General features: G+C 70.8%; 11 protein-coding genes. 1 reads left to right on the top strand and 10 read right to left on the bottom strand.

Translation table 11 applies throughout. The features are described 5' to 3' along the window. Window positions 1-104: 104 nt before the first annotated feature. Window positions 105-473: a RidA family protein gene (locus tag ACTU3I_RS08285; protein WP_442925185.1), complete on the top strand. Its 369-nt coding sequence runs from the start codon at window positions 105-107 to the stop codon at window positions 471-473. Between the two features lie 37 nt (window positions 474-510). On the opposite strand, the gene ACTU3I_RS08280 is transcribed toward ACTU3I_RS08285, so the two are convergent. The 10 genes from ACTU3I_RS08280 to ACTU3I_RS08235 form a co-directional block, all read right to left on the bottom strand. Beyond that, complete coding sequence (locus tag ACTU3I_RS08280) at window positions 511-1,899, bottom strand: M17 family metallopeptidase (protein ID WP_442925184.1); 1,389 nt, start codon at window positions 1,897-1,899, stop codon at window positions 511-513. Beyond that, on the bottom strand, window positions 1,896-3,110 hold the full coding sequence (locus tag ACTU3I_RS08275) for an amidohydrolase family protein (protein WP_442925183.1): 1,215 nt from the start codon (window positions 3,108-3,110) through the stop codon (window positions 1,896-1,898). The genes ACTU3I_RS08280 and ACTU3I_RS08275 overlap by 4 nt, the downstream gene beginning before the upstream one ends. After that, window positions 3,107-3,574, bottom strand: a complete 468-nt coding sequence (locus tag ACTU3I_RS08270) for a GAF domain-containing protein (RefSeq protein WP_442925182.1) — start codon at window positions 3,572-3,574, stop codon at window positions 3,107-3,109. Before ACTU3I_RS08270 ends, ACTU3I_RS08275 begins: the two co-directional genes overlap by 4 nt. Before the next feature lie 27 nt (window positions 3,575-3,601). Beyond that, window positions 3,602-5,074: a PucR family transcriptional regulator gene (locus ACTU3I_RS08265; RefSeq protein WP_442925181.1), complete on the bottom strand. Its 1,473-nt coding sequence runs from the start codon at window positions 5,072-5,074 to the stop codon at window positions 3,602-3,604. After that, a complete protein-coding gene (locus ACTU3I_RS08260) occupies window positions 5,071-6,162 on the bottom strand; it encodes a DUF917 domain-containing protein (RefSeq protein WP_442925180.1) in 1,092 nt (363 codons plus the stop codon). The genes ACTU3I_RS08265 and ACTU3I_RS08260 overlap by 4 nt, the downstream gene beginning before the upstream one ends. After that, window positions 6,159-7,439, bottom strand: a complete 1,281-nt coding sequence (locus tag ACTU3I_RS08255; protein WP_442925179.1) for a hypothetical protein — start codon at window positions 7,437-7,439, stop codon at window positions 6,159-6,161. Before ACTU3I_RS08255 ends, ACTU3I_RS08260 begins: the two co-directional genes overlap by 4 nt. Before the next feature lie 56 nt (window positions 7,440-7,495). Next, window positions 7,496-8,482 carry an ABC transporter permease gene (locus ACTU3I_RS08250; protein WP_442925178.1) on the bottom strand — a complete coding sequence of 329 codons (987 nt, stop codon included), beginning with the start codon at window positions 8,480-8,482 and terminating at the stop codon, window positions 7,496-7,498. Between the two features lie 10 nt (window positions 8,483-8,492). After that, window positions 8,493-9,983 carry a sugar ABC transporter ATP-binding protein gene (locus ACTU3I_RS08245; protein WP_442925177.1) on the bottom strand — a complete coding sequence of 497 codons (1,491 nt, stop codon included), beginning with the start codon at window positions 9,981-9,983 and terminating at the stop codon, window positions 8,493-8,495. 91 nt (window positions 9,984-10,074) lie between these two features. Further along, a complete protein-coding gene (locus ACTU3I_RS08240) occupies window positions 10,075-11,076 on the bottom strand; it encodes a sugar ABC transporter substrate-binding protein (protein ID WP_442925176.1) in 1,002 nt (333 codons plus the stop codon). Window positions 11,077-11,114: 38 nt separating this feature from the next. Next, the gene (locus ACTU3I_RS08235; protein WP_442925175.1) at window positions 11,115-12,809 is read right to left on the bottom strand and encodes a hydantoinase B/oxoprolinase family protein; all 1,695 of its coding nucleotides are present in this window, start codon (window positions 12,807-12,809) and stop codon (window positions 11,115-11,117) included.

Below are 12,809 nucleotides of genomic sequence, written 5' to 3'. Positions count from 1 at the left end.
TCCACTCCGTTGTGCGAAACGCACAGCCCTCGGGGGCGCGCGCTTGCTAACCTCACCGCGCCCGCCCGGCACCCCGCCGGACGTCGTCGCGAAGGAGAAGGAACATGACCGAGGACATCGCACGCCTGGCCGGAGCCGATGGCTCGCCCTTCAGCGCGGCGACGATCGCCGGCGGATGGGTGTTCCCCGCCGGGCAGGTCGGCGAGCGCGCCGACGGCACCGTCCCCGACTCCTTCGACGACGAGGTGGCGCTTGCTCTGACGAACCTTCGCACCGTGCTCGAAGCCGCGGGAAGCGACTTCGCCCACGTGCTGCGTATCCAGGTGATGCTGACCGACATGGCCGATTTCGCCGTCATGAACCGGGTCTACCGCGAACACCTCGGTTCCGACCTGCCTGCCCGGTACACGCACGGCGCTGCACTGGCGCCGGGCTACCGGGTGGAGCTCGTCGCGACCGCGGTGGTCGCCTGACGCCACGACGCCGCGTCCGCCGCGCCGTCCCGGCCGCTCACGCACGCCGCACCAGCTCGGCCAGCAGCCGCACGCCGAACCCCGTCCCGCCGGCGGCGCCCTCGACGCCGGCGACGTGCCGGTAGCACGGGCCGGAGATGTCGAGGTGCGCCCAGGGCACCTCTCCGATGAACCGGCTGAGGAGGAGCGCCGCGCTCGACACGCGTGCGTGCGGGACGCCGGGGAAGTTCTTGTAGTCGGCCAGGTCGGAGCGGATCTGCGCGTGCAGCTGCGGCTGGAGGGGCATCCGCCATGCGCGGTCGCCCGATCGCTCCCCCGCCGCCACGATCGCCGCGGCCAGTGCGTCGTCGGTCGACACCAGCGCGGCGTAGTCGTCACCGAGAGCGTGGCGCGAGGCGTACGTCAGCGACGCGATGTCGACGATGGCCGCGGGGTGCAGTTCGGCTGCCCGCGCGAGGGCGTCGGCGAGGATGACCCGCCCCTCGAAGTCGGTGTTGAGGATCTCCAGCGTCGAGCCGTTGCGGAGGGTGACCACGTCGCCGGGGCGGGTGGCGCCCGGGCCCGGCATGTTCTCCACGAGCGGGATCACGGCCGCGAACGACCGCGCGGGAGCGAGGGTCGGAAGAAGACCGAAAGCCGCGACGACGGCCGCCGCCCCCGCCATGTCGGACTTCATGTCCATGAGTGCGTCGGCCGACTTCAACGACAGTCCGCCGGAATCGAAGGTGACGCCCTTTCCGACGAAGGCGTACTCGGGCCGGCCGTCGCCGACGGCCAGCTCGAGCAGGCGGGGCGGATTCGCCGCCGCCTGGCCGACCGCGACGATCCCGCCGTATCCGCCGGCGACGAGCTCGTCCCGTCCCCGCACGCTCACGCGGATGCCTCGCGGCTCCAGCGTCTCGCGCGCATGCTCCGCGAAACCCGAGGGCGTGAGGGCCGCGGCGGGAAGGTTCACGAGGTCGCGCGCGGCGTTCACCGCCGCCCCGACGGCGCTCCCCCGCCGCCATCCGGCGGGGTCGGTCGCTCCGCCGGCGAGGAGCGGCACCGAGGCGGAGACGAAGGCGCGGGGACCGGTCATCCGGAACCGGTAGCCGCCCGACAGCGCCCCCTCGACGAGCGCCGCGTGCGCGGCGCCGGGATCCACCGCGCACGCGAACGACTCCGCGTCGAGCGTCAACGGCGCCGGCTCGGCATCGGCGGGAAGCGCCGCCGCGATCCGGCGTGCCGCCACGCTCGCGGCGCGACGGAGGCCCGCCGTCTGCGCGTCGCCGCGCCGGCCGAGCCCGGTCAGGGCCACGACCTGGGGCCCGTCCTGCTCGATGCGCGACTGGCCGATCTCGCCGGTGAAGCCGTCGACCGAGCGCGCGTCGACCACCCCGCAGGACACATCGTCGGCCCACACCCCCCGGATCGCGATCGTCGTCATGACGAGGCGGTCACGGGGACGCCGTCGAGGATGACGAGCGGGCGCTCGTCGCGCCACAGCAGCGACGGGTCGTCGAACGGGTTGCCGTCGAAGACGAGCACATCTCCCGCCGCGCCCGGGGCGATCCGGCCGAGGCGGTCTTCGCGAAGGAGTGCGGCGTTCACGGAGGTGAGGCTGCGCAGGAGGTCCAGCACCCCGGTCACCTCGCTCTGCAGCCGCAGCCCCTGCAGCTGCTCCGTCTCGAGATCGCCCATGAGGTCGGAGCCGAAGCCGACCGGGACTCCGGCTGCGCGCGCCCGCTCGATCGCCGCCATGCCATGGCCGAGGACTTCGGCGTTCTTCGCGAGTCCGACCGCGGTCATGCCCAGAGACGCGCCATGGCGCGACATCGCGTCGTACGTGACGAGGGTCGGCACGAGGTACGCCTCCGCGGCCGCCATCTTCTGCGCGGTCGCGTCGTCCAGCAGGTTGCCGTGCTCGATGGAGCGGACACCGCCCTCCAGAGCGTGTCCGATCGCCTCGGGCGAGTAGGCGTGGGCGGCGACGTAGCTTCCTCGTCGATGCGCTTCCTCGCTCACCACCCGGATCTCCTCGAGGGAGTACTGCGGGATGCGCAGCGGATCCGACGGTGAGATGACGCCTCCCGACGCCATGATCTTGATGACCGAGGCTCCGCCGCGCAGGCGACTGCGCACCGCGACCCGCAACGCGTCGACGCCGTCGACGATCTCCAGGCTCGGGCCGGCGTGGAAGCACAGTGTGTCATCCGGTGCGGTCGGATCCCCGTGCCCGCCGGTCTGGCTGAGCGCCGCGCCGGAGTAGTGGTACCGCGGCGAGACGAGGCGACCCTCCTCGATGGCTGTGTGAAGGCCCGCGTCGCCGCCGGCGACATCGCGCACGGTGGTGAACCCGCGCGCCAGCGCCGAGCCCAGGCGGCGGGCGGCCATGAGAGCGATGTAGCTGAGGTGCCGGGTCTCGTTGGTGAGGAGGTTGAGAGACACGGCGTAGGCGTGGAGGTGGGCGTCGATGAAGCCCGGGGTGACCAGACCGCCCCGGGCATCGATCTCCACGGCATCCGGCGCGGGCTCGTCGGCGACGAGAACACCGTTGCGGATGACGACGTCCTCGGCGCGGAGCTCTGCCGACTCCCCGTCGAAGACCACGCCGTTGCGGATACGCACCGAGCCGCCTCGCGCGCGGAAGGTCGTCACAGCGCCGTCTCCGGGAAGACCTCGGCGCGCGCCTGCGCGACAGCAGGCGCGCTCTGCTGCGTGATCTCCACGGCGGTCGCCACCGACGCCTCGTCGAGGCTTCCCTCCGGCCCGAGGAAGTTGATGGAGCCGATCGTGCGCCCCTCGTGGACGACGGGAGTGTTCACGATGGCACCGCATCCGAGGGATTCGATGGTCTCCCAGTCGAAGAAGAAACTCCGCACCGCCGCCCGGTCGGCCCCCAGGAAGGGGTTCTGGCCGGCGATCACCTGCTCGGCCCAGATCGGCGAGGTCTGGCTGGGGTCGGTGCGCTTGCGGCCGCCCACCGCGTAGACGTCGGGGTGCGTGGAGTAGACGCGGGAGATCTCCCCGCCGTCAGGGGTCAGCACGGTGACGGTGAACAGGATGGTGCCGAGGCGCTCGCGGGCCTGGTCTGCTGCTTCGGCGAGGGAGAGAGGAGTCATTGGTGATGCTTTCCGTGAGGTGGATGGTCAGATGTCGGTGTTCGCGCTCGAGGGCGGGTTCTGTCCGCGCGCGAACGAGGCGAGAAGGAGGTGGGTCGGGAGCAGCTGATCGGGGTCGTCCAGACGGAGTCCCAGCTCGGCGGCGCGACGCAGCCGCGCCTGCATCGTGTTGCGGTGGATGCCCAGCCGCTCGGCCGCTCCCACCACGGAGCCCGCGCAGTCCAGATACGCGAGCACTGCGCCGATCACCTCCGGGGCGTGCGGGTCGGCCGTCAGGAGCGGCAGAGCCGTCTCGGCGATGTCGTGCGCGACATCGGGCGGGAGCAGTCGCTCCACCATCGCCATGCCCATCCGGTGGAAGTCGATGACCTCGCCCTCCGGCTCGGCCAGACGGGCGGCCAGCCACGCGCGGCGGAGGAGACTCCCGGTCTCGACCGTGCCGTCCGCATCCGCGGCCACCCCGATCGCGAGCCCGAGGCCCCGCAGGGCCGTGCGCGCCAGGCTGTCCAGCGGCGCATGCACGTCGAACGCCGCGTTCTCCAGCGGGAGGAAGGCGAACCACCCCGACTGCGTGCGGGCCAGCGGTGCGCGGGGGAACGTCGCGCGCCAGTGGCTGCTGAGCAGGGGCCCGACCCGGCCTGCGTGATCCGCCGAGTTGCGGGCCGCAGAAAGCACGACCGCCGCTACGGGGGCGCCGGCAGGCCAGGGGGAGACCGGGCCGCCCGAGGGGAGCGGCACCTCGTCGAGCTCGGGGTCGCGCAGGCCCGTGAGCGCGGTGAACGACAGCAACGGTGCCGCGCCGGCGAGATCGTCGATCTCCTGCGCCAGCAGAAGGGCGCGCAGGGTGGGGGCTGCACGGGAGAGCACCTGCGCGGCGATCTCGAGCTGTGCTTTCGGGGCACGGACGGCCAGCTCCCGAGGCGAGCCGGGGGACAGCGGGATGCGGATCTCGTCCGCGTTCTCGGCCTCGCTCCCCACCGACCACAGGCTGATCCCGCCGATGAGCAGATCGACGCGGGCGTCTCCGAGCTCCTGCGACACTTGCGCGAGGACCTCGGCCGGCGTGGTCGCGCGCACGACCCGCGCGTGGAGTGCGTCGAGTCGGGTCAGCACGCCCGCCTCCAGCGCCCCGAGCTCCCTCGCCAGTTCGAGCGCCGTGCGGTCGATGCCGGCGGCCGTCGTGAACAGACCGACACCGAAGCGTCGGGCGAGTTCGACGACGGTGTCGGAGATCGACGAGTCCGAGACGATCAGGGCGACCGCTCGCCGCTCCCACGCGTACCGCAGCGCGACGGAAACGACCCAGCCGCCGAGGGCGAGCTCCTCACCGAGCAGGACCACGCTGTCGGGTCCGACGGACAGGATGCGATCGACATCGGTGACGAGCACGATGTCTCTCACCGACTGGGCGTGGGCGGGGAGGTGATGAGGAGTGAGTCCTCCCCCGTCGTGCGCGGTCAGCAGATCGCGAAGGGTGACCCCGCGGCGGGAAGCGGTCACGATGGGGGTCCTCCTCGTCCTCGGCCGACGATCCGGACCGCCATCGGCTCGACGAGCGCTCGCCCCTCGGCCGAATACCATTGCGGCGCCGCCGGGAACGACATCAGGTCGAGCTTGTTGCCCACCCAGAGGTCTTCGACGCTGGCCACGCTCGCATCCTCGGGGCGGACCATGGTGATGATGTCGGGCATGATCGCGTGCACGGCGCCGTCGACGAGCATCATCAGGATCTCGTTCTGGATCTCGAGCCGGATGATCCGGCCCTGTGCCTCGTCGACGAGGGTGACGCTCGAGGGCCGATCCGGCATTCCGTGCAGCGATGGGCGCGACAGTCCCTCCACATCCGCCACGCGGGCACGGATGACCTTGCGCATACCGAGGAGATTCGTCAGAGAGGCGTACTTGGCCTGCGTGTGCTCGGTCGAGTCCAGGATCTTCCCGATCTCGATCAGCCGACTGATGCTGCCGAGCACACCGTGCTGCCGCAGCTGCGCCGCGGTCACGGGATACGACGCCGTCGCCGACCAGCCGCCGAGCTCGGCTGCCATGGCACGGACGATGCGTTCGGCCCGCACGGGATCGGAGACGTCGATGACCGCCGTCTCCCCCGTCGGGCCCGTCAGGCCGATGGGGCCGGCACTCAGCCCGCCCAGCGCGAGGGTCGTCTGATGCAGGAGCGGGAACACCCGCCCCATCGGGTCGGCGTCGATGAGCGGGAGACCGGTCTGCAGGGCGACGTAGGCCGGCACCATCGCGTTCACGCTGGCCGCTGCCAGCGGGAAGATGCCCGCCAGCCGGGTCTCCAGGCGACGCTCGAGCAGCGTCAGTGCCGTGGCGAACTCGTCGCCCACCGGGATCATCTCGGCGAGCATGAGGCCCTTGTTGACGAATCCGATCGAGGTGGTCATCGACTCCGACGGCAGGTCCTCGACCGCGGTCAGCACGGGGCCGCGTCCCTCTTCCGCCATCAGCTCCAGCGCCATGTCGCGGTATTGCACCCTGCTGGAATGCTCGATCGTCGACGCGACGAACGTGGCGCCGGTGGAGAGATGCCCGATGTCGGCGGCGGTGAGTTCCCGCCGGGTCATGCCGCGCCCCGTCCCGGCTCCACCGACGACGCCGAGGGGACCGCGGCAGCAACCGCCCCCACGCGGATGCGGACCATCTGCGCCTCGCCGTAGGTCGTCGCGAGCACGCGGGACTCGCGGACGCGGACATCCCCGGGATCCGCACCCGCCGCCACGAGGTTCGCCCGCGCGATCGCCTCGCCGTCGGAGAGTGCCCGGGCGATGTCGGAGGCGCTCGCCACCTCGACCAGGCGATTGTGCCAGTAGGACATCGGGGCGACCGCCGCTCCGAGTGCCACGAGATCCCGGTCCGTGGTCACTGCGGGCGTCAACCCGAAGGGCGTCAACTCCTCCTCCGCGCCGGCGACGAGCACCGTGAGCGCCGGGTCCCCCGACCCCGACACCAGCAGATCGGTCAGCGGCACCACGTGCGCGATGCTCGATGCCAGGGACGTGCCGTCGGGAAGGGTGGTGCGGCTCACCACCGAGGGAAGACCGTCGATGAACTCGGCGATGCGCACGGCACCGGGTCGCGCGACGATGAGGCGTCCGTCGGAGCGCTCCCCCAGCACCGCAGCGCCCAGCATCTCCCCGGCGACATCGGCGCGGAAGGAGTGCACCGGGGTGATGGGCAGGCGCGTGAGCGGAGTGCAGCCGCCCTCGTTGGTCGCGACCAAGGCACGCACGGCCTCCCCCGCGGATCTGCGGACCGCGTCGGTCAGATCGGAGGCGATCCGCTCGGCGCTCGCGGCCAGCACCGCGTTGAGCACCGCGGTGTACTCCCGCACCAGCAGGCTGTCGCCGTAGAAGGAACGCGACTCGGTGATGCTCGCCGGCTGCACCGCGCACCGGAGGACCTCTGCCGCCCGGCGCTCATGGTCACCGTTGCCGGGCGACCCGGCCGCCGACACGACGATGTGCGAACCGTCGGGGATTCCCGCAGCCAGGGCGGACAGGGCGTCCTCGTCGAGCGGGAACAGCTCCTGTCCGAGGGCGTTGTGACCGCCGCGCACGTGTGCGGCGGTCACCTGCAGCGCCTCCGCCGCCCACAGGTGCCGGCGCGGGCGGATCGGTCGCCGCGGCTCGATCAGGATCGACACCACGCGGGCACCGGCATCCCGGCGCAGCACTCCGCTGACGTCGAAGACGACGACGGCGACCGGCTCCTCGAGCGCGCGGCGGACCTCGGTGAGAACCTGCGCGACGGGGCGCGTGAGCGCGCCGCGGAATCGGCGGGAGGCGAAGTGCGTCCTGCCGTCGGCGGTGAGGGCCGCCGCCGACACCTCGTCGGCCGTCACACGTACACCGATCCGCATGGCGTCCTTCCGAGCGGGGACAGAGAGCTCGCTGTCAATCATCCCGCGCGACGCGACCGCCGCGACAACCAGGCGTCGCCCGCGACGGCGACGAGGATGAGCGCGCCGGTGACCACCTGCTGGTAGGTGGTGTCCCACCGCAGCAGGTTGAACCCGTTTCCGATCACGGTGAGGATGATGACGCCGACCACCGTCCGCCACACCGCTCCGGAACCGCCGAGGATGCTGGTGCCGCCGATGACGACGGCCGCGATGGCCGTGAGCTCCATTCCGATGGCCATGGCCGGCTGCGCCGACCCGGCACGGGAGGCCAGCACCATCCCCGCCGCCGCGGCGCATACGCCGTTGATCGCGAAGACAGAGATGTGGATGAGGGGCGTGCGGACACCGCTCAGCCGCGCCGCCTCCTCGTTGCCGCCGACGGCGTAGATGCGACGCCCGAACGTCGTGCCCCACAGCACGAAGCCGAGAACGAGCGCCACGACGGCGAGAAGGATGGTGCCGCCGGAGATCCCCCCGAACACCGGGAGCGCCCACACCCGGAAGGCCGCGAGCTGGTCGGCCGGCACCGCGACGATGGCCCCTCCGGTAAGGACGATCGCGACCCCGCGGTAGATGATGCTGACGGCCAGCGACCCGATGAACGAGTTCACGCGCGTGAGGACGATCAGGGTGCCGGTGATCGCACCGAGGATCGCGCCCACGACGAGCGCCGCGAGAAAGCCGCCGGCCACGCCGAAATGCGCGGTGAGGAACACGCCGGCGATCGCCGAGACGGCGAGGTTCGCCGATGCCGACAGATCGAAGACCCCCGACACGATGCACAGCGTCGCGCCCACCGCCAGCAGCCCGATCACCACGGCCTGGTCGAGGAGGTTGACGATGTTCTGCCCGGTGAGAAAGGTGCTGGTCGCCAGGCTGAGATACACGACGATGGCGACCAGCCCGCCGAGGATGCCGAAGTCCTTCAGGTCGATCCGCTTACGGCGCCGGGCGACGGCGGTCTCTGATGTTCCAGTGCTCACGGGGTTTCTCCTACAGGAAGGCGGCGGAAAGGATGTCTTCGCGGGCGGCGGGGCTGGTGAACTCGGCGGCGACGCGGCCCCGGCGCATCACGATGATCCGGTGAGAGAGCGCCATGACCTCCTCGAGCTCGGAGCTCACCACGATCACGGCCGTCCCCGCCGCGGCGAGATCGAGGATCAGGTTGTGGATGTTGACCTTCGCGTTGATGTCGACGCCTCGCGTGGGCTCGTCGATCAGGAAGACCCGGGGCGGCTCGACGAGCCATTTTCCGAAGAGGGCCTTCTGCTGGTTACCTCCCGACAGCGCACCGACCGGGACGTGGCGCACGCTTCCGCGCACGTCGACGGTCGTGACGACCCGATCCACGGCGGCGTGCTCGGCGCTCCGGCGCACGACGCCCCCGACCTGCCGCGCCCCCAGCGAGGGCAGGGCGATGTTCTCGGAGGCGTCGCGGCCGAGCATCAGGCCGCCGTCCTTGCGCGACTCCGGGACGAGCGCGAGTCCTCGGGAGATCATGCGGCGGATGGAGCCGGTACGCACCCGCGTCCCGTCGATGGTGAGGGTGCCCGAGCGGACGCGGTCGGCACCGAAGATCGCCCGCAGGGTCTCGGAGCGGCCGCTTCCGACCAGACCGGCGAGCCCCAGCACCTCCCCCGCGTGGACATCGAGGCTGACGTCCGTGATGCGGTCGGTGGTGAGGTGCTCGGCACGGAGTACGACGGGTGCGCCGGGCGGGACGGGAAGCGGCGTGCGAGCCAGCGCCGCGACCTCGCGTCCGACCATGAGGCGCACGAGCGACTCCGTTGTGTGCGCGGCGGCGTCGTCGGTCGCGATCTGGGCCCCGTCCCGAAGCACAGTGACGCGGTCTGCGAGGCCGAGGATCTCCTCGAGGAAGTGGGAGACGATGATGATGGTCGTCCCGCGTGCGGCCAGCACGCGCAGGACGCTCAGCAGCTGCTCGGTCTCGGCCTCGCCGAGAGCGGCGGTCGGCTCGTCCAGGCAGAGGATGCGGGATCCGCGGGCCAGCGCCTTGAGGATCTCGACCTGCTGGGCTTTGCCGAGCGGGAGGGACCCGACGATGGCGTGCGGATCGAGGTCGAACCCGCTGTCGGCGCAGAGGGTGTCGAACAGGCGGCGGTCGGCGGCGGGGACGGCGACTCCCCCGGCCTGCGACCAGCGGCCGAGGAACACGTTCTCCAGCACCGTCCGCTGCGGAACCAACGCGAGTTCCTGCGCGATGAGGGAGACGCCGTGCGCGATCGCATCGCGCGGAGTGCCCAGGCGCGTCGGGGCGCCGTCGAACGTGACCGACCCGGCATCCGCCGTGATGGCGCCGCCGAGGATCTTCAGCAGCGTGGATTTTCCCGCGCCGTTCTCGCCGAGGAGACCGTGGATCTCGCCGGGCGCGATCTCCAGGGACACGTCGCGGAGCACCGCGATGCCGTTGTAGGACTTGCCGACCCCCTCGAGCCCGAGGAGCGGGGTCTTCTCTTGCGTCATCGACGGAGTCACTGTTTCCCCCTTGCGGATGCGGACGCGGATGACCGGTCGACGGGACCCGCCGCAGCGGGCCCCGTCGACGCGGGCAGGATCAGTCGTCGTAGGTGGCGACGAAGTCCTTCAGGTTCTCGGCCGTGCCGATTCCCTTGCTGGGGGTCAGGTCGGCCTCGGAGATGGCGACCTCGACGTCCTCACCGTTGTGCTTCTGGATGCCCAGCTCCGCGGCGGTGAAGCCGTTGAGGTAGACGTCGAGCGCGTACGCGGCGAACCAGTCACCGTCGAGGACTGCCTGCACGGCCTGCTTCGACGATCCGTTGCCGATGAACTTGACGTCGCTGTCGGCACCCGCCGCGAGGCGTGCACCGCCGACCGCCTGCGACGACCCGATCACGACATCCACGTCCGGGTTCGCGGTGATGATGTCCTGGAAAGCTGCCTGACCGGCGTCGGCGGTGTACCCGCCCTCGACCTGCGCCACGACCTCGGCGCCGCCGGCGGTCAGGGTGTCCACCACGGCCTTGGTGCGGGCGTTGTCCAGCGGCAGGGCGCGGAAGCCCTCCATGTATCCCACCTGGCACGGGTCGGCGCCGGCCTCTTCACACGCGAGCAGGCCCATCTCGCCGAGCTTCTCGCCGTTCACCACGGCCGGGTCGACGATGGAGATCGCGCCCTCGATCTGCGGATCGACGGTCTCGAAGTCGGGGCCCACCGCGGTGAACTCCACGACCACGGTGATGCCGGCCGCGATGGCGTCTTCGAGCGGCTTCTGCACGACGAGGTTGTCGTTGGCCTGGATGATGATGATGTCGTACTGGCCCGACGTGGTCGCGTCGGTGATCTGCTGGGCCTGGAGCTGTCCGTCGAAGTTCGAGTCGACGAACTCGGACGTGGCGCCGTACTCTTCGGCGGCGGCTTCGACGCCGTCGTAGACGCCCTGCGCGAAGGAGTTCGCTGCGGCGAAGCCGAAGAAGCCGATGCTCAGCGCCTCGTCGTCACCGCCGGCGGCCGGCTCGGGGGCTGCGCCGCTGCAACCGGCGAGCACAGCGGCGGAGGCGAGAAGGAGCCCGGGAAGTGCGAGGTACTTCTTTTTCATGGCAGTGCCGTTTCTCTTGAGTGTTTTTTCGGGTGATTTCAGGAGGAGTGCGTGTAGCCGTAGTCGGCGAGTGCCCGCTCGGCCGAGACATAGCCGTTCTCGACGTCGTAGCGGACCGCATCGTGGTCGCGCTTGCTCGGGTCGCCGTAGCCGCCGCCGCCGCCCACGGTGAGTCGCACGATCGTGCCCTTCTTCGCCGGGTGCGCGTTGATCTTGAGCGTGCGAAGCTCGTCGGGCTTGCCGGGGTTGACGATGACCTCGGGCCCGACCGCGTCGTTGCCCTCGAACAGGCCCCACGCCGGGGTCTTGGAGCGCTCGAACCACAGCCCCACCACGCCGTCGGCGAGGAACTCGTACTCACGGATGACGCCGTTGCCCCCGCGCCACTGCCCCGCGCCGCCCGAGTCGGTGCGGATCGAGTACTCGCGGATGCGGAAGGGCCACTTGGTCTCCACCATCTCGATGGGGAAGTCCTGCAGCGAGCCGTTGACGTTGTTGATGAGGGCGGACTCGCCGTCCTCTCCCTCCCACGCGCCCCAACCGCCGAGGGTCGCCTCCATCGAGACCCAGTTGCGTCCGACCCGCGGGTCGAAGCCGGCACTGGTGATGATCATCGAGTCACCATGACTGGCCGCGGCGACGCGGTCGGGCAGAGCCGGCGCGAGGGCGCGCGAGACCATGTCGATCAGCATCCCGAGGTGGGAGAAGTACCACTGGCAGGCGGCCGGGGCCACGGCACCGAGCACCGATCCCTCGCGCACCTTGACCGTGAGCGGCCGGAAGGACCCGCCGTTGGAGTTGGTCTCGGGGCTCACCAGGATCTTGTACCCGACGCGCAGCGCGGAGATCGCCTGGGCCACACCGCAGTTCACGGGGCCCTGGGTCTGATCGGCCGACTCCGTCACGTCGAACTCGATCTGGTTGCCCGACACGGTGACCTTGAGCTTGATCGGGATCGGGGTGTCGAGGTTGATGCCGTCGTTGTCGAGCACGCCCTCGGCGGTGTAGACGCCGTCGGGGATCTGGCGCACGCGCTCGAGCTCGAGCTCCTCGGTCTGGCGGAAGATCTCGTCGCGGGCTGCCTCGATGACCTCGAGACCGTACTTGCGCACGAGCTCCTGCATCCGCACGGTCCCCATTCGGAGGGCGGCCACCATCGCGTGCATGTCGCCGATGGTCTGGTACGGGAAGCGCGTGTTGGTCTGGATGAGTTCGACGACGTCGGTCTCGACGCCGGCTTCGAGGAGCTTGACCGGGCCCATCCGGAAGCCCTCCTGGAAGATGTCGATCGAGTCCATCGACGCCCCGACGTCCTTGCCGCCCACGTCCATCCAGTGGGCGCGGGTGGCGGAGAAGCCCACGAGCACGCCGTCGACGAAGACCGGGGCGAAGATCGTGACGTCGTTGAGGTGCGTGCCGCCGATGTACGAGTCGTTGAGGATCCAGACGTCGTCCTCGCGCCACACGTCGCGCCCGTACTTCTCCTCGACCGCCTTGGAACACGTCTCGATGTTCCCGAGGAACAGCGGCAGGCCCGCCGACTGACCCAGCACCTGGTGGTTCTGGTCCAGCAGGGCGACCACGCAGTCGCCGCCTTCGTAGATGATCATCGAGTACGCCGACCGGATGAGGGTGGCATTCATGTCCTCAGCGGCGCTCGTCAGGGCGTTGCGGAGGATCTCGACGGTGACAGGGTCGACCGTGACCGTGGGGTCCAGAACGGTGGATGCCAT

This window comes from Microbacterium sp. RD1, from assembly GCF_052220165.1.
Classification (GTDB): Bacteria; Actinomycetota; Actinomycetes; order Actinomycetales; family Microbacteriaceae; genus Microbacterium.
The sequence above is the reverse complement of the archived record's forward strand: the minus strand, read 5'-3'. Positions and strand labels throughout refer to the sequence as shown.